The sequence below is a fragment of the Pseudomonas sp. JL27(2026) genome, from assembly GCF_056933555.1.
This window is the reverse complement of the sequence record NZ_CM167794.1, coordinates 5834938-5850759: the sequence shown is the minus strand read 5'-3', so window position 1 is coordinate 5850759 and position 15822 is coordinate 5834938. Positions and strand designations below refer to the sequence as shown.

Genomic DNA, 15822 nt, shown 5'->3' with positions numbered 1-15822 from the left:
GCGAGCCTGCTCGCGATTGCTTTCAGGCCTGGCTGAACTGGGTGGCGAGTTCGCGCAGCAGGACTTCGGCTTCGAGGACTTTGCTGACCACGTCTTCGGCCTTGTCGCGGGTCAGGCCCAGGCGTTCGAGCATGGCCTCGGGGATTTCTTCGTCGGGACCGGAACCGATGCCACGCCCGCGCAGCAGGCGCACGGCCAGGCACACCAGGTTCGGGTACTCGGCGTAGGCACCGTCGTAGCTCGGGTCGTGCTGGAAGCGCAGCGCTGTGGACAGTTCTTCGGGCATGTCCCAGTAACGCATCAGCCAGGAACCGATCTGTTCACGGCTGATGCCCAGCAGGTGCTGCTCGACGTAGCTGTGGCACAGGTGCGGGTTGACCTCCAGGTGCCGGCAGATCAGTGAGAAGTGCGGCGGGAAGACGTGGGCCAGCAGCAAGTAGCCAAAGTTGTGCAGCAGGCCGGCCAGGTAGGTCAGGCCGGTTTCCGGGCGCTGGGCACGCGGCATGGCGCGGGTCAGGCCTTCGATGACGGCGGCGGTGTAGATCGACTGCTGCCAGTACGGCGTGTGGTGTTGCGGATGGTCCTTGGGCAGGCTCAGGGTCTTGCCCAGCGCCAGGCCCAGCGCGAGGTTGATCACCAGATCAAAACCCAGCACCCGGACAATCGCGTCCTCCACCGAACGAATCTTGCCCGGCGAAGCGTAGTACGGCGACGCGGCCCAGCTCACCACTTGGGCCGCCAGGGCCGGGTCAGTTTCGACCACGCCGGTGATGTCGTCGATGGTGGCGTTGGGGTCGACCCGCAGGCGGATGATTTTCTGCGCGGTTTCGGCCAGCGGCGGAATTTCGATGGTCGCTTCCAGGCGTTGCTGGATGCGGCGGGCGGTGAACGCCTGCATCGCCTGGCTGATTTCCTCGCGGTCATCGTCGGGGCGGTCGAGGTTGGGCGTGATGCTGCTCAGCGCTTCGCCGAAGTTAGCGGCGCTGGCCTTGTTGAGCATGCTTTTGAAGTCTTCGCGGGTGATTTCCAGCAACAGCCCCGGTTCGCCCGAGTTGATCAGCAGGCTGTCTTCACGCAACAGGCTTTCTTCGTACAGGCACGGCGAACTGGTGAGCGCCGGCAGGCCGGGCAGCAGGCTCAGGCTGTGTTTGCCGAGCATGCGCTCCAGGCGTTCCAGCGGTACGGCGGTGAGCCGGCGGCCGGTGAGTTCGGCGAGGCGATTGAGGTCCAGCAGTTGGTTCTGCGGGAACAACACCATGAGTGCGCCGACTGCGTCGTCCAGCAGAACCGCTTGAACCTTGCGCGCGGCGGGCAGGCCGGGGCGGTCGAGCACTTCCTTGTAGCTGATGGCCAGCTTGCCGAGCAGCAGCCGGATAACAGACGGAGCGTGCGGGGTTGCGGGAGCGAGAGCAACTTCTGTCATGGTCTGTATCCGATTTCCTACAATTTCAAGAGTATAACCAGCTTGGTTATGCCTTTGGTCCATTTACTGAGACGAGCGTCACACTTGGCCGTATTGCTGCCCATGTCGTAGCCAGCGATCCAGCAGCGGGCTGACATGGTGGGGCCAGCGCTCGAGCAACGCCTGGGCGGCATCGCGCACGGCCGGCAGCAGGTCGGCGTCGCGCATCAGGTCGGCGACCTTGAATTGCAGCAGGCCGGTTTGCCGGGTGCCGAGCATTTCGCCGGGGCCGCGCAGTTCAAGGTCTTTTTCAGCGATCACGAAGCCGTCATTGGTTTCGCGCATGATGCCCAGCCGCTGCCGACCGATTTGTGACAGCGGTGGATGGTAAAGCAGGACGCAATGGCTGGCGGCGCTGCCCCGGCCGACCCGGCCGCGCAACTGGTGCAGTTGCGCGAGGCCCAGGCGCTCGGGGTTTTCGATAATCATCAGGCTGGCGTTGGGCACGTCGACACCGACTTCGATCACCGTGGTTGCCACCAGCAGTTGCAAGGCGCCGGCCTTGAACCGGGCCATGACGTCGGCTTTCTCGGCCGGTTTCATACGGCCGTGGATCAAGCCGACCTTCAACTCGCCGAGGGCGGCGGTGAGGTCTTCATAGGTGGTTTCGGCGGCCTGGCAAGTGAGCTCTTCCGACTCTTCAATCAGCGTGCAGACCCAATAGGCCTGGCGCCCTTCGGCGCATGCCGCGCGCACCCGTTCGATAACTTCGACGCGCCGGGTGTCGGTGACCAGCACGGTGTTCACCGGGGTCCGGCCGGGCGGCAGTTCATCGAGGATCGAGGTGTCGAGGTCGGCGTAGGCGCTCATGGCCAGGGTCCGTGGAATCGGGGTGGCGGTCATGATCAGTTGATGCGGGCACATCCGTCCGCCTACGCCTTTTTGTCGCAGCGCCAGACGTTGTTGCACGCCGAAGCGGTGCTGTTCGTCGATGATCACCAGCGCGAGGTTCTTGAACTGCACTTCGTCCTGGAACAAAGCGTGGGTGCCGACCACCATCGGTGTACCGTTGGCGATCTGCTCCAGTGCGCCAGCGCGGTTTTTGCCCTTGAGCTTGCCGGCCAGCCACGCGACCTCCAGGCCCAGCGGTTCGAGCCAGCGCTTGAAGGTGATGAAATGCTGCTCGGCGAGGATTTCGGTGGGTGCCATCAGCGCCACCTGATAACCGGCCTCCAGCGCTTGCAGTGCTGCAAGGGCGGCGACCACGGTTTTACCAGCGCCGACATCGCCCTGGATCAGCCGCAGCATGGGTTCGCGCTGACTCATGTCGTAGGCGATTTCGTTGCCCACCCGCTGCTGCGCGCCGGTCGGCGGGAAGCCCAGGTTGGCCAGGTACTGAGCGGGCAGCTTCGTCGCCTTCGGCATGGCCGGTGCCCGCAGCGAGCGCATGCTTTCGCGCAGGCGTTGCTGCGATAGCTGATGGGTCAGCAGCTCTTCGAAGGCCAAACGGTGCTGGGCCCAGTGATGGCCGAGCGCGAGTTCGTCCACATCGGCATCGGCCGGTGGATGGTGCAGATAGCGAATCGCGTCGGCCAGCGGGGCCAGTTGGTAGTCGCGCGCAAGCTCTGGCGGCAGCCAGTCGGGCAGGCTGCTGGGGCCGAGCAGGGTCAGGGTCTGCATGCACAGTTGGCGTAGGCGTTGTTGGGTCAGGCCTTCGGTGAGCGGGTAGACCGGGGTCAGGGTTTCATCCACCGGCGGCGGTTCGTCGCCGGTGATGGCGCGATATTCCGGGTGGTAGATTTCCAGCCCTGACGCGCCGGGCCGGGCCTCGCCGTAGCAGCGCACGCGGGTACCGCGTTTCAGGCCTTCCTTTTGTGCGTTGCTGAAATGGTAGAAGCGCAGGCTGAGCCCGCCCGTGCCGTCCTGAAGGCGCACTACCAGGCTGCGGCGTTTGCCCATCACCACGTCGGCGCCGCTGACGGTGCCCTCGATCACTGCGTCCTGGCCCGGCCGCAAGTGGCCGATCGGCACCACGCGGGTGCGATCCTGATACCGCAATGGCAGGTGAAACAGCACGTCCTGGAGGTTCTCCAGGCCAACCTTGGCCAGCTTCTCGGCCATGGCTTCGCCGACACCCTTGAGTGCCGTCACCGACACTTGCGACAACTCAGCCATTACGAACGCTTAACCCGCGACGGGCGGCTTGGCCACCGAGCACAGGCGGATCGAGTCAGCGAGGATTTCAATCGCTTTCGGGCGCGGGAAGCTGGCACGCCAGGCAATGGCCACGGTGCGGAATGGCACCGGTGGCGTCAGTGGGCGCACTTCAATGACGCCGGGGGCGTAGTGATGGCTGTCGACGGCCGAGAGCGGCAGGATCGAGATGCCAAGGCCCGAGGCGACCATGTGCCGGATGGTTTCCAGGGAGCTGGATTCGACCGTGGTGTGCCTGGCGCCGTCGTTGCCCTTGGTCAGGGTCGGGCAGGCTTCCAGCACCTGGTCGCGGAAGCAGTGGCCTTCGCCGAGCAGCAGCAGGCTTTTGTCGTTGAGCAGGCTGGCGTCGATGGTGTCTTTCTCGGTCCACGGGTGCTGGGCCGGCATCAGGACGTAGAACGGCTCGTCGTAGAGTTGCAGCGTCAACACGTCGGCTTCGTTGAACGGCAGGGCAATGATGATCGCGTCCAGCTCGCCGTTGCGCAGTTTGTCGCGCAGCACGTGGGTGAAGTTTTCTTCGATGTACAACGGCATCTGCGGGGCGACCCGATGCAGTTGTGGGATCAGGTGAGGAAACAGGTATGGGCCAACGGTGTAGATCGCGCCGACTTTCAGCGGAGCGGTCAGTTGGTTTTTGCCGGCCTGGGCCAGTTCACGAATACCTTGGGCCTGTTCGAGGACTTTCTGGGCCTGGGCGACGATGCCTTCACCGACCGGGGTCAGGCGCACCGCGCTTTTGCTGCGCTCGAAAATCAGTACACCGAGCTCGTCTTCAAGCTTTTTCACGCCCACTGAGAGGGTTGGCTGGCTGACGTGGCATTTCTCGGCGGCATGGCCAAAATGCTGCTCTTGGGCGAGTGTAACGATGTAGCGTAATTCTGTGAGGGTCATAGCGGGCGTCCATGATGATGCGGCCAAGCATACCGGCTGCAATCGATAGACGCACGTTATCAGACGGAGTGTGTTGAGTGACACAGGGCAATGCAGGTTTGCCGTTTCCAGATATGCAAAAGGCACCTTTCGATGCCTTTCATAAACAATCGAAGATCTTTCTGCTGCTGGAGAACCCTGTGGGAGCGGGCTTGCTCGCGAAAGCGGTGTAACAGTCAACGAACATGTTGAATGTGCTGGCCTCTTCGCGAGCAAGCCCGCTCCCACATTGGATCAGTGGTGCTTTTAACGCCGGCGTTTTTCCAGCGAGTACACAAACGGTGCAACGATTTCGATCGAGCCATTGGTCAGCATGTCAGCCGGTGGCTTGGGCAATGGCTGGGCGCGGCGGATCATTTCCAGGGTGGCCCGGTCCAGATCAGCGTTGCCGGAGCGCCCGACCAACTCGTAGGACAGCACCTTGCCTTCAGCGTCGACCACGAAGCGCAGACGGTTTAAGCCTTCCTTGCCGCGTGCCTGAGCGCCCGACGGGTACTTTTTGTACTTGGCCAGGTGCGCCAGCAGCGTGCCTTGCCAACTTTCCTTGGCCGCATTCTGCGCAGGCGATGGCCCAGGGGCCGGCTGCGCGGATTTGTCGGTCGGGGCGTTGGTGGGCTGCGCGTCGCTCGGTTTTTCCTCGGAAGGTTTTTCCTTCGGTGGCTCGGGCTTTTTCTCGATCGGTTTAGGCGGTTGTGGCTTGGGTTTTGGCTTGACCGGTTTGGGCACCGAGATCGTCGGTTTTGGCGCTTCCGCCAGTTTGGGCAACGGCAGTTCTTCTGTCGGAGCCGGAGGTTGAGGCGGCGTTACGACCTTTGGCGGCGCGGGTGGAGGCGGTGCCGGAACCGGCGCCAACTCGATCATCATCGCCATCGGCGGCAACTCGACGGGTGGTGATGACGTCCAGTTGAGCGCGAGCAGAATCGCGATCCCATGGACGCCCAGCACCACGGCCAGGCTACCGCTGTAACGCGTCAGCTTTTGGCGCGTCGTGATCATTTTTTGGCTGCCGTCTCAAGTCCGACCAGGCCGACTTTCAGGTAACCGGCTGCCCGCAGGGCATCCATCACGTGCATCAGGTCGCCGTAATCCACGCCTTTGTCGGCCTGGAAGAAGATGGTCGTGTCCTTCTTGCCTTGCGTCCGTGCGTCGAGGGTCGCGCCCAGGGTCTCGGCTTTGACTTCGTCTTCGCCCAGGTACAGGCGTTGGTCAGCCTTGACGCTGAGGAACACCGGTTTCTCCGGCCGTGGCTCGGGTTTGGCGGTCGAGGCGGGGAGGTCGACCTTGATGTCCACGGTTGCCAGCGGTGCCGCGACCATGAAGATGATCAGCAGCACCAGCATTACGTCGATGAACGGCGTGACGTTGATTTCGTGGTTCTCGGCCAGATCGTCGTCTGCGCCTTCTTTCAAATGCAGGCCCATGGCTGATTACCCCACTTTCACCATGTGCGGTTGCGAGGAGCGCTCCGCTGGCAGGTGATCGAGGTCGCGGCTGACCAGCAGCAGGACTTCAGCCGAAGCATCGGAAACTTGGGCCTTGTAACCGGCGATGGAGCGGGCGAAGACGTTGTAGATGACCACCGCAGGAATTGCGGCCACCAGGCCCAGTGCCGTGGCCAGCAGGGCTTCGGCGATGCCGGGAGCGACGACGGCGAGGTTGGTGGTCTGGGTTTTGGCGATGCCGATGAAGCTGTTCATGATGCCCCAGACGGTGCCGAACAGGCCGACGAACGGTGCGGTGGAGCCGATGGTCGCCAGCACGCCGGTGCCGCTGCTCATGTTGCGACCGCAGGCCGCTACCAGACGCTCAAGACGGAAGCTGACGCGTTCCTTGATGCCTTCTTTCTCGCGGCTGTTGGCCGACAGGCGCATTTCTTCCAGCGCATCGTGGACCAGCAGGTTGGCGAGGGTGCCTTCCTTGGTTGCGGACTCGCTCGCTTCCTTGAGGGTGCGGGCCTTTTTCAGGTGAGCGATCTCAACACGCAGACGACGCTTGGCGCCGAGGACTTCAAAGCCCTTGGCGATCCAGATGGTCCAGGTGATGATCGAGGCAATGGCCAGGCCGATCATCACGATCTTCACGATAATGTCGGCGTTCTGGTACATGCCCCACGGCGACAGGTCATGGGCCATGCCCAGGGTGTTGTCGGCTTCGAGCACTTCAGGTTCGTCTGCCGAGGCACCTTCTGCCAGCGTCGCGTCGGTGGTGACTGGTGTGGCTACAGGTGCAGGGTGATCGGCTGGGGCGGCAGCGGGAGCAGTGGCCGCTGGTGCGGTGACAGGTGCCTGGGCATCGGCGAACGCGGCGGTCGGTGCCAGCAGCAGGCTGAACAGCAGCGCGGCGGCGGCGCCCAGGGCGCGAGCTGGACGGGCAGGATGGGTTGGCGAAGCGGAGAGAGGAATGCGTGTCATGCTGGCCGGACCTGAGAGAAAAAGAGGGTTGATGTCCTTTCAGGCCTCGTGGGGCCGAGAACAAAACAGGCAGGCATTATTGCAAGTAATTCTTGTTAACAGAAGTAATAGAGTCTCTTTTTTTCTTTGATTGCTAGCCGCTTGTCCACTGCCAAGGCTAGTCTGTGCCTTTCTGATGGGAGATTTCTGATGTCTGCGCCTTCTGTTTTGATCGCCGGTTGTGGTGATGTCGGCAGCCGTTTGGCCACGCAATTGCTGGCCGGGGGCTGGGAGGTTCACGGCCTGCGGCGTGACATCTCGCGCCTGCCAGGGGGCGTTATTGGCGTTGCCGGCGACTTGTTTAACAAGGATTGTCCGCAGACCTGGCCGGTCGGTGCGGTGGATTACCTGGTGTATTGCGCGGCCGCCACCGATCACGATGAAGCCGGTTACCGCGCCGCTTATGTTCAGGGGTTGCAGCATGTACTGGAATGGCTGAACGACTACGGCCAGGAACCCAAGCGCCTGCTGTTTGTTTCAAGCAGCAGCGTTTACGGGCAGCAGAATGAGGAATGGGTCGATGAAACTTCGCCGACTCAAGCGAACGGCTATTCCGGGCGAGTGATGCTGGAAGCTGAGCAGGTCGCTTTAAACAGCGGCATCCCTGCCAGTCTTGTGCGCTTGACCGGGATTTACGGTCCGGGCCGCGAGCGGCTGTTGACGCAGGTGCGCGGGGGTTATCGCGTGGCCATCGACCCGCCGCTGTATGCCAATCGTATTCATGCCGACGACGCCGCAGGCTTGCTGGCCTTCTTGCTCAGGGCTGATCACCAGGGTGCAACGTTGGATGACTGCTATATAGGTGTCGACGACGGGCCTGTGCCACTGGCCGAGGTGGTGGGCTGGTTACGTGAGTACCTGGGCGTAACTGAATGGGCAGCGGACGCGAGCGTGCGTCGCACCGGCAGCAAGCGTTGCAGCAATGCCCGAGCCAAAGCGCTGGGCTGGACGCCGAAGTATCCAAGCTATCGCGAAGGGTATGCCGCCATTCTTGAAAGTGTTCGTTGAACTGTTTTTACGCTTGAAGAGAAAGGAGTCTACGGGCTACTGCTTTTCCAGCAGCCACTGGCGTGGGCCGAGGATGAGGTAGGGGACTTCGTCTGGCCGCGACTGATTAATGGCCTTGAGGATTTCCAGTCGCTTGCCCTTGCGAATGAAAATCCACGTGTCCCCCAAGTCTCCAGTACTTAGAAACAGCGTGTTATTGCCTGCGCCCTGGGAGGCGCAATCACCATCCAGGCACAGCTCGTATCGATCAGTATTCGGCAGCCCTGAAACCCCGCCATCGGTCGAGAACACAACGATATTGCCGTTTCCCTGGCCATCGATGATTTTCCACTGCCCGCCCATGTACGCTGAGTTCAGGGCTCTTCTGAAGGTATTACTCCACGTTGTCCCCGTTCTGCCGGCCTCGGTGGGGCGGTTGAACACTTGTTGGGGGTAATGTTCTTTGGCAAGTTGGGTCAGTTGAGTGCCGTCGAAACGCAGTTCGTCGGTGCCATAGCCGTTGTAGTCGACAGTCCAGGCGCCGGGGGCCTTTTGCAGCAGTTGGCCTGCGCCCATTTCGAAGCCGCTGCTCACTTGTGCCTGGCCGGTGTGAGTGTTGATGTCCCATTCCAGATTTGAGCCACGGATGTTTAGAGGCTGGCCCAGAGCGGCGGCATCAATGATTGCCTGATTGATCCAGATACCGCTGATATCCGCTTCTTGCGACGTATGAGTGCAACCGCCCAGCAGCAATAGGCTCAGGATAAGCAGTTTGCGCATGATCAATCCTTGGGAGGTAAAAAAGAAAGCATGCCGCAGGCTAAAAAAAAGGAGCCCTTGGGCTCCTTTGTCTTGTGTCACTGTTTTTCCAGCGTCCACTGGCGATTGCCAGGGGAGAACGACGGTACTTCATCCGCCTGGGAGCCGTTGACGGCCTGGAAAATCTCCAGTTCTTTACCTTTGCGAGTAAAGATCCATGGGTTGCCCTGTCCATTCTGTTGCAGCCAGACCGTGTCGTGGCCGCCACTCATGGAGGCGCAGTCGCCCGCCAGGCACAGCGCGTATCGGTCCGCACCGGGCAAGCCTTGAACCGAGCCGTCGGGCTGGAACTGAACGGTGCTGCCGAGGCCTGGGCCGTTGACGACTTTCCAGCTGCCACCCAGGTAAGCGGCGTACAACGCACGTTCGAAACTGGCACCCATCGGCGCGCCTTCGGGGACGGCGTCTTTGGCGCGGTCAAAAACCTGTTCGGGTTCGTTGTCGTTCGCGGCTTGGCTGAGTTGTTTGCCATCGCGTTTCAGTTCGCTGGCTGAGCTGCCATAAAACTCGACTTGCCAGGCCCCGGACTTCTCGCCCAGCAGCTTGCCTTCCACATTCTCGAAACCGTTGGTGTAGCGCGCCTGACCGGCCTTGGTGTTGATGTCCCACTCAAGGTTCGGGCCGTAAGCCTGCAAGGCCTCACGCAAGGGGCCACCCTTTGATGCCGCGTCGATTGCCGCCTGGTTGATCCAGGTGCCGCTGATGTCACGGTCGGCAGGGTCGCTGGCACAGCCACCGAGAAACACCGCGAGCATCGAGAGAGCTAGCGCTTTGCGCATGAGGAAATCCTTTCAAAACGAAGTCGGCGCAGCCACGCAGGCTGCGCCGCCGGTATTACTCGATGACCAGGATGGCATCCATTTCAACTTGCGAGCCTTTTGGCAGCGCAGCAACGCCGATGGCGGCGCGGGCCGGGTACGGCTGGTCGAAATATTTGCCCATGATCTCGTTGACCTTGGCGAAGTGGCTCAGGTCGGTGAGGAAGATGTTCAGCTTGACGATGTCCTTGAACGAACCGCCGGCAGCTTCAGCCACGGCTTTCAGGTTTTCGAACACCTGGATGGTCTGGGCTTCGAAGCCTTCGACCAGTTCCATGGTTTTTGGATCGAGCGGGATTTGACCGGACATGTAGACGGTGTTGCCAGCCTTGATCGCCTGGGAGTACGTACCGATGGCGGCAGGTGCCTTGTCGCTGGTGATAACAGTCTTGGTCATCTATGACTCCTTGTAATGGGCTGGGCTATGTGGACGAGCTATGCGCGCATGCGGGTGATGCGGATGACCCCGGTCAGGGCGCGCAGTTTCTTGATCACGCGGGCCAGGTGCACGCGGTCGTGCACGCTGACCACCAGTTGGACCACGCTGATACGACCGTCGCGTTCGTCCATGCTGATTTTTTCGATGTTGCCATCGGCGGCGTTGACGCTGCTGGCCAGCAGGGCAATCAGGCCGCGCTGGTGCTCCAGCTCGACGCGCAGCTCGACGTTGAACTCGCCGGTGACATCCTTGGCCCACGAGAGCTGGATGCATTTTTCCGGGTTGTGGCGGATTTCGCTGATGTTGCGGCAGTTGTCCAGGTGCACGACCATGCCTTTGCCGGCGGACAGGTGACCGACAATCGGGTCCCCCGGGATCGGTGTGCAGCATTTGGCGTAGCTGAGGACCAGGCCTTCGGTGCCGCGAATCGCCAGCGGGCCTTCCGGGCTTGGCAACTGCTCGCCTTCGCCGAGCAGGCGGCGGGCGACGACGTAGGCCATGCGGTTACCCAGGCCGATGTCTTCGAGCAGGTCTTCGATCAGTTCGAGGCGGTACTCGGTGAGCATCACCTTGATGCGCTCGGCCGGGACATTTTCCAGCGAGCTGTCGAACCCGTTAAGCACCTTGTTCAGCAGGCGTTCGCCCAGGCTGATGGACTCGGAGCGGCGTTGCAGCTTCAGTGCGTGACGAATGTGCGTGCGCGCTTTGCCGGTGACCACGAAGTTGAGCCACGCCGGGTTCGGCCGTGCGCCGGGAGCGCTGACGATCTCGACTGTCGAGCCGCTTTGCAGCGGTTCGGATAACGGCGCGAGACGGCGATTGATCCGACAGGCGATGCAACTGTTACCGACGTCGGTGTGCACCGCGTAAGCGAAGTCGACCGCCGTGGAGCCTTTGGGCAGCTCCATGATCCGGCCTTTGGGCGTGAACACGTAGACCTCGTCCGGGAACAGGTCGATCTTCACGCTTTCGATGAATTCCAGCGAGTTGCCGGCGCGTTGCTGCATTTCCAGCACGCCTTTGACCCATTGGCGGGCGCGGGCGTGAGTGCCTTTGGGCTGCTCGTCGCCGCTGGATTTGTACAGCCAATGGGCGGCGATGCCGTTGTTGGCCATCTCTTCCATTTCACGGGTGCGGATCTGGATCTCGATCGGTACGCCGTGCATGCCAAAGAGCGTGGTGTGCAGCGACTGATAGCCGTTGGCCTTGGGGATCGCGATGTAATCCTTGAAGCGCCCCGGCAACGGTTTGTACAAATTATGTACAGCACCCAGTACGCGGTAGCAGGTGTCGACCTTGTCGACGATGATCCGGAACGCGTAGACGTCCATGATCTCGTTGAAGGCCCGACGTTTGCCGCGCATTTTCTTGTAGATGCCGTAGAGGTGTTTCTGGCGACCGCTGACCTCGCCCTGAATGCCATCGATGGCCAGGCAGTGGCTGAGGGATTCTTCGATCTTGTTGACGATTTCCTTGCGGTTGCCCCGGGCGCGCTTGACGGCCTGGTAGATCCGCGCGGAACGCATCGGGTGCATGGCCTTGAAGCCCAGGTCTTCGAACTCTATGCGGATGGCGTGCATACCCAGCCGGTTGGCGATGGGCGCATAGATTTCCAGGGTTTCCTTGGCGATTCGCCGGCGTTTTTCACCGGAGAGGACTTCCAGCGTGCGCATGTTGTGCAGGCGGTCGGCCAGTTTGACCAGGATCACGCGAATGTCGCGGGCCATGGCCATGGCCATTTTCTGGAAGTTTTCGGCTTGGGCTTCGGCCTTGGTCTCGAAGTTCATCTGGGTCAGTTTGCTGACCCCGTCGACCAGTTCGGCCACGGTTTCGCCGAACTGCGCAGAGAGCGCTTCCTTGGCGATGCCGGTGTCTTCGATCACGTCATGCAGCATCGCAGCCATCAGGCTCTGATGGTCCATGTGCATGTCGGCAAGAATGTTCGCGACCGCTAACGGGTGCGTGACGTACGCCTCGCCACTGCGGCGGCGCTGGCCGTCGTGGGCTTGTTCGGCGTAGAAATACGCTCGGCGGACCAGGTTGACCTGGTCATTGCCGAGGTAGGTCGATAAGCGATCGGCGAGGGCGTCTATGCTCGGCATGATGACTCCTGCCGATGGCTGTGACCCCGCGCCGTGCTACGTCGACCAGGCATAGGCTTAGACGGCCTCGTTGGACTCGTCCTCGAACGCTGCGAACAGCGGTTCGTCTTCGACGATTTCGGCGTTGGCGATGAACTCGTAGCTCATCAGGCCTTCAGCGATTTCACGCAGGGCCACAACGGTAGGCTTGTCGTTTTCCCACTGAACCAACGGCTCTTTGCCACCAGTGGCGAGTTGACGTGCACGCTTGGTAGAGAGCATGACCAGCTCAAAGCGGTTATCCACGTGTTCTAGGCAGTCTTCAACGGTTACGCGGGCCATGGTATTCCTCGGAGCGAATGCAATATGCGCGCTGCCCGGTTGGGCGAGCGGACTCAACAGTTTAAAAAATCACCAGCGATTAGGGAAGCGCTGATTTTTTCAAGCCGCTCTCCATCGCGCCACAAGTACCAATGTAAAGCCCTTGCAGCGCTTTTGGAAAGTGCTGATTAGCCCAGCAGTTCGGCCAGCAACTTGCCGTTACGCTGCTGCTGGCGCTTCTGATGCAACTGGTTGGCACGGAAAATCGCCTGCAAATCGCGCAGTGCGTGGGCGAAATCGTCGTTGATAATCAGATAGTCGTAGTCAACGTAGTGGCTCATTTCACTGACGGCTTCGCGCATCCGGCCTTCGATGACTTCGTCGCTGTCCTGGCCGCGATTGTTCAGGCGCTGGTGTAAAGCCTGCAGGGACGGCGGCAGAATGAAGATCGAACGGGCCTGGGGCATCAACTTGCGCACTTGCTCTGCACCCTGCCAGTCAATTTCCAGGATCAGGTCGTGGCCTTCGTCCAGGGTCTGCTGCAGGTGGCTTTGCGACGTGCCGTAGAGATTGCCGAATACCTCGGCGCGCTCGAGGAAATCTCCATGTTCGATCATCTTCACGAACTCGCTGCGTTCGACGAAGTGATAGTTCACGCCGTTCACTTCACCGGGGCGCATGGCGCGGGTGGTGTGGGAGACCGAGACGCGGATCTCCTGATCAGCGTCGGTCAGGGCCTTGACCAGGCTGCTCTTGCCCGCGCCCGAAGGTGCGGAAATGATGTACAGGGTGCCGGTGCTGTGGGTCATGTCGGGTTTGCCTTACTCAATATTCTGCACTTGTTCGCGCATTTGCTCGATCAACACTTTGAGGTTGACCGCAGCCTGGGTGCTGCGCGGGTCGAAGGCTTTGGAGCCCAGTGTATTGGCTTCGCGGTTGAGCTCCTGCATCAGGAAGTCCAGGCGCCGGCCCGCAGCGCCGCCGGACTTGAGCACGCGGCGAACTTCGATGATGTGGGTGCTCAGGCGATCCAGTTCTTCGGCGACGTCGCTTTTTTGCGCGAGCATGACCATTTCCTGTTCCAGACGCTGAGGGTCCAGCTCGGCCTTCATGTCGGCGAAGCGATCAAGGACCTTCTGGCGCTGGGTGGCAAGCATCTGCGGAACCAGTTCGCGCAGGGTCACCACGTCCTCTTCTATAGAGCTCAAGCGTTCGTTGATCAGTCGGGCCAGCTCCGCGCCTTCGCGCTCGCGGCCGGCCTTGAGTTCTTTAAGGCCTTGAGTGAACAGCGCCAGGGCCTCGGCGTTCAGCGCTTGCGGGTCGCTGGCGTCGGCCACCAGAACGCCCGGCCAGGCCAGCACTTCAAGCGGGTTCAGGGGCGCCGGGTGCTTGATCAGGCTGGCAACGGTCTCGGCGGCGGCGACCAGTTGTGCGGCGCGCTCGCGGTCGACTTGCAGCGGTTTGCCGGTGGTTTCTTCAGTGAAACGCAAGGTGCATTCCAGTTTGCCGCGTGACAGGCCCTGGCGTAGCGCTTCGCGCACATTGCCTTCGAGGTCGCGAAAGGACTCTGGCAGGCGCAGGTGCGGTTCCAGGTAGCGGCTGTTGACCGAGCGCAACTCCCAGCTCAGGGTGCCTTGGGTGCCGGCTTTTTCGACGCGGGCGAAGGCGGTCATGCTGTGCACCATGGAGGTACCTCGCGATTCAGGCCAGCGCCAAACCCTGCGGGCTCGACGAACCTGATAGTGATGAATTAAAGCCCACGGGCCGTAAAGGCGCAGGATTGTAACGCAGTGCGACGGATGCTCCCAAATGGCACGTGTGACAAAGCGCAGCAGGTCATCGCAGGGCGCTGTTCAGAGCCTTCGCTCGTCGCCCGGGTTTTTTAGAAGTGCCCAGGTGCGCCCGGTCACCCTATAATGCTCGGCAGATTTCCGTCCTCCGTACAGGTATCCCCTATGAAACGTCCAAGTGGTCGCGCTGCCGATCAGCTCCGCTCGATCCGCATCACCCGCAACTACACCAAACACGCCGAGGGATCTGTACTGGTCGAGTTCGGTGATACCAAGGTGATCTGCACCGTCAGCGTCGAAAACGGCGTGCCGCGCTTCCTCAAGGGCCAGGGTCAGGGTTGGTTGACCGCCGAATACGGCATGCTGCCGCGCGCCACCGGCGAGCGTAACCAGCGTGAAGCGAGCCGCGGCAAGCAAGGCGGCCGCACCCTGGAGATCCAGCGCCTGATCGGTCGTTCCCTGCGTGCAGCACTGGACATGTCCAAGCTGGGCGACGTTACCCTGTATGTCGATTGCGACGTGATCCAGGCCGATGGTGGCACGCGAACCGCTTCGATCACCGGCGCCATGGTTGCACTGGTCGACGCCTTGAAAGTGATCAAGAAGCGTGGTGGCCTGAAAGGTGGCGACCCGCTCAAGCAGATGATTGCTGCGGTGTCCGTGGGCATGTACCAGGGCGAGCCGGTGCTGGACCTGGACTACCTGGAAGACTCGGCTGCCGAGACCGACCTGAACGTGGTAATGACCAGCACCGGTGGTTTCATCGAAGTGCAGGGTACCGCTGAAGGCGCGCCATTCCAGCCTGAAGAGCTGAATGCGATGCTGGAGTTGGCGAAGAAAGGCATGAGCGAGATCTTCGAACTGCAACAGGCTGCACTGGCCGACTGATCGGACCGTCCCACGCAAGGAGGACGCCATGAGTGACAAGCAACTGCCGCTTCCCACGCCGAGCCAAGAGGTTCGTCAGTGGGCAATGTTTTGTCATCTGTCCGCCTTGCTGGTGATCTGGATTCCATTTGGTACGCTGATCGGTCCACTGATTCTCTGGCAGATGAAGCGCGAGACGGATCCGTTTATCGATGATCAGGGCAAGGAAGCGTTGAACTTTCAGATCACCGTCGCTATCGCCTCCGCTATCTGTTTTCTGCTGATAGTGGTGATCATCGGTTTTTTCCTGCTCGGCCTGCTCGCGATCGGTGCGCTGGTGCTGACGATCATTGCTGGCGTGAAGGCCAATGAAGGGGTGCCTTACCGGTATCCGTTTACGTGGCGGTTGATCAAATAAGTCGCGACTAGATCCCTTGTGGGAGTGGGAGCGAGCCTGCTCGCGAAAGCGGTCTTTCAGCCACATCAATCTTGAATGTAACGGCCTCTTCGCGAGCAGGCTCGCTCTTGCATTGGAAAATCAGTGTGCGCAATAACCTGACGGCAATCAGGCTGCGTGGAAACGCAGTTCGCTGCGGTTTAAAGTAAATGCCCCGACTTGTCGGGGCATTTGCTTTTTTGACATTAGATAAATTTCTCAAGCCGGATAAAAATAACTCGTACACGTATCGCTCTTACACTTCTAG

At 61.1% G+C, this 15822-nt stretch carries 16 protein-coding genes; 3 read left to right on the top strand and 13 right to left on the bottom strand.

Annotated elements, in window-relative coordinates; all coding sequences use genetic code 11:
* Nucleotides 1-22: 22 nt before the first annotated feature.
* The 6 genes from AC1Z1G_RS26850 to exbB form a co-directional block, all read right to left on the bottom strand.
* Nucleotides 23-1423, bottom strand: coding sequence for an aminoacyl-tRNA deacylase and HDOD domain-containing protein (locus AC1Z1G_RS26850; RefSeq protein WP_483623561.1), 1401 nt, complete (start codon nucleotides 1421-1423; stop codon nucleotides 23-25).
* A gap of 78 nt (nucleotides 1424-1501) precedes the next feature.
* Complete coding sequence (gene recG / locus AC1Z1G_RS26845) at nucleotides 1502-3577, bottom strand: ATP-dependent DNA helicase RecG (protein WP_483623560.1); 2076 nt, start codon at nucleotides 3575-3577, stop codon at nucleotides 1502-1504.
* A 9-nt stretch (nucleotides 3578-3586) separates the two neighbouring features.
* A complete protein-coding gene (locus AC1Z1G_RS26840) occupies nucleotides 3587-4507 on the bottom strand; it encodes a LysR substrate-binding domain-containing protein (RefSeq protein WP_483623559.1) in 921 nt (306 codons plus the stop codon).
* 285 nt (nucleotides 4508-4792) lie between these two features.
* Nucleotides 4793-5542: an energy transducer TonB family protein gene (locus AC1Z1G_RS26835; protein ID WP_483623557.1), complete on the bottom strand. Its 750-nt coding sequence runs from the start codon at nucleotides 5540-5542 to the stop codon at nucleotides 4793-4795.
* Nucleotides 5539-5967 carry a TonB system transport protein ExbD gene (gene exbD, locus AC1Z1G_RS26830; RefSeq protein WP_483623555.1) on the bottom strand — a complete coding sequence of 143 codons (429 nt, stop codon included), beginning with the start codon at nucleotides 5965-5967 and terminating at the stop codon, nucleotides 5539-5541. The genes AC1Z1G_RS26835 and exbD overlap by 4 nt, the downstream gene beginning before the upstream one ends.
* A gap of 6 nt (nucleotides 5968-5973) precedes the next feature.
* The gene (gene exbB / locus AC1Z1G_RS26825; protein WP_483623553.1) at nucleotides 5974-6957 is read right to left on the bottom strand and encodes a tonB-system energizer ExbB; all 984 of its coding nucleotides are present in this window, start codon (nucleotides 6955-6957) and stop codon (nucleotides 5974-5976) included.
* Between the two features lie 189 nt (nucleotides 6958-7146).
* On the opposite strand from exbB, the gene AC1Z1G_RS26820 reads away from it, so the two are divergent.
* A complete protein-coding gene (locus AC1Z1G_RS26820) occupies nucleotides 7147-8004 on the top strand; it encodes an SDR family oxidoreductase (RefSeq protein WP_483623552.1) in 858 nt (285 codons plus the stop codon).
* Between the two features lie 36 nt (nucleotides 8005-8040).
* Here the strand turns inward: AC1Z1G_RS26820 and AC1Z1G_RS26815 are convergent, their stop codons facing one another.
* The 7 genes from AC1Z1G_RS26815 to AC1Z1G_RS26785 form a co-directional block, all read right to left on the bottom strand.
* Nucleotides 8041-8763, bottom strand: a complete 723-nt coding sequence (locus AC1Z1G_RS26815) for a hypothetical protein (RefSeq protein ID WP_483623550.1) — start codon at nucleotides 8761-8763, stop codon at nucleotides 8041-8043.
* 77 nt (nucleotides 8764-8840) lie between these two features.
* On the bottom strand, nucleotides 8841-9581 hold the full coding sequence (locus AC1Z1G_RS26810; protein WP_483623548.1) for a hypothetical protein: 741 nt from the start codon (nucleotides 9579-9581) through the stop codon (nucleotides 8841-8843).
* Between the two features lie 55 nt (nucleotides 9582-9636).
* Entirely contained in the window at nucleotides 9637-10017 is a 381-nt protein-coding gene (locus tag AC1Z1G_RS26805) for a RidA family protein (protein ID WP_015097371.1), read from the bottom strand.
* Nucleotides 10018-10055: 38 nt separating this feature from the next.
* The gene (spoT, locus tag AC1Z1G_RS26800) at nucleotides 10056-12161 is read right to left on the bottom strand and encodes a bifunctional GTP diphosphokinase/guanosine-3',5'-bis pyrophosphate 3'-pyrophosphohydrolase (RefSeq protein WP_347902715.1); all 2106 of its coding nucleotides are present in this window, start codon (nucleotides 12159-12161) and stop codon (nucleotides 10056-10058) included.
* A gap of 57 nt (nucleotides 12162-12218) precedes the next feature.
* Nucleotides 12219-12482 carry a DNA-directed RNA polymerase subunit omega gene (gene rpoZ / locus AC1Z1G_RS26795; RefSeq protein ID WP_003176920.1) on the bottom strand — a complete coding sequence of 88 codons (264 nt, stop codon included), beginning with the start codon at nucleotides 12480-12482 and terminating at the stop codon, nucleotides 12219-12221.
* Between the two features lie 167 nt (nucleotides 12483-12649).
* Nucleotides 12650-13270, bottom strand: a complete 621-nt coding sequence (gmk, locus tag AC1Z1G_RS26790; RefSeq protein WP_347902714.1) for a guanylate kinase — start codon at nucleotides 13268-13270, stop codon at nucleotides 12650-12652.
* 12 nt (nucleotides 13271-13282) lie between these two features.
* The gene (locus AC1Z1G_RS26785; protein ID WP_483623545.1) at nucleotides 13283-14146 is read right to left on the bottom strand and encodes a YicC/YloC family endoribonuclease; all 864 of its coding nucleotides are present in this window, start codon (nucleotides 14144-14146) and stop codon (nucleotides 13283-13285) included.
* Between the two features lie 270 nt (nucleotides 14147-14416).
* Between AC1Z1G_RS26785 and rph the strand changes: the two genes are divergently transcribed.
* On the top strand, nucleotides 14417-15139 hold the full coding sequence (gene rph / locus AC1Z1G_RS26780) for a ribonuclease PH (protein ID WP_483623543.1): 723 nt from the start codon (nucleotides 14417-14419) through the stop codon (nucleotides 15137-15139).
* 28 nt (nucleotides 15140-15167) lie between these two features.
* A complete protein-coding gene (locus AC1Z1G_RS26775; protein ID WP_483623541.1) occupies nucleotides 15168-15536 on the top strand; it encodes a DUF4870 domain-containing protein in 369 nt (122 codons plus the stop codon).
* Nucleotides 15537-15822 lie beyond the last annotated feature (286 nt).